At 72.9% G+C, this 1,027-nt stretch carries 1 protein-coding gene; it reads right to left on the bottom strand.

The window, feature by feature from the left end; genetic code table 11:
- The coding region (locus tag FOE67_RS26785) for an ABC transporter ATP-binding protein (RefSeq protein ID WP_182667404.1) at positions 1–981 on the bottom strand (981 nt) is incomplete at its 3' end.
- Positions 982–1,027 lie beyond the last annotated feature (46 nt).

The raw sequence follows: 1,027 nt of genomic DNA, 5'->3' as shown, positions 1-1,027 counted from the left end.
GGCGTCGGCCGGCAGGGGGCGGGCGTCGGGGCGCTCGGCGATCTCGGGTCGGGCGTCGATCAGCTCCAGGACGCGCTCCACGCCGGCGCGGGCCTGCTGGCCCATGGTGAGGATGATGGTGAGCATCCGCACCGGCCCGACCAGCATCGCCAGGTAGGTGGAGAAGGCGACGAAGGTGCCCAGGGTGATGTCGCCGCGCACGGCGAGCCAACCGCCGACGGCGAGCATCGCGACCTGGCCGAGGGAGGGCACCACCTGCAGGGCGGGGGTGTAGCGGGCGTTGAGCCGGACGGTGCGCATCCGGCCGGCGAACAGCCGCAGGCTCGCCGCGCGCAGCTTGCCGGCCTCCTGTTCCTCCTGGCCGAAGCCCTTGACGACCCGGACGCCGCCGACCGCGCCGTCCACGACGCCGGCGACCTCGCCGGCCCGGCCCTGGGCCCACCAGGTGGCGGGGAACAGCCGCAGCCTGCTGCGGCGGGCGATCCACCACAGGGCCGGGGCCACGGCGAGGGCGATCAGGGTCAGGACCGGGGAGAGCGCGACCATGACGACCAGCGAGACCAGGAACAGCATGAAGTTCCCGATGGTCATCGGCAGCATGAACAGCAGGCCCTGGATGAGCTGGAGGTCGCTGGTGGCGCGGCCGACGACCTGGCCGGTGCTCAGTTCGTCCTGTCGGCGCCCGTCGAGCCGCATGATCGAGGCGAACATGGCGGTGCGCAGGTCGTGCTGGACGTCGAGGCCGAGCCGGCCGCCGTAGTAGCGGCGCAGGAAGGTGAGGACGTAGACGACGCCGGCGGCGGCGAGGAGCAGGGCGATCCAGCCGGCGAGGCCCGGGCCGTCGCCGACGATCACGTCGTCGATGATCACCTTGATGATCAGCGGGAGGAGGGCCATGACGCCCATGCCGGCGAGGGAGGAGATCAGGGAGATCAGGACGTTCCGCCGGTGGACCCAGCAGTAGCCGGACAGTCGGCGGATCCAGCCGGGGGCGGGGTCCGGGTCGTCGGGGCCGTCGGTGTCGGGG

This window comes from Streptomyces calidiresistens (genome assembly GCF_014141525.1).
Classification (GTDB): domain Bacteria; phylum Actinomycetota; class Actinomycetes; order Streptomycetales; family Streptomycetaceae; genus Streptomyces; species Streptomyces calidiresistens.
Note: the sequence above shows the minus strand (reverse complement) of the source record. Positions and strands in the feature narration are given on the sequence as shown.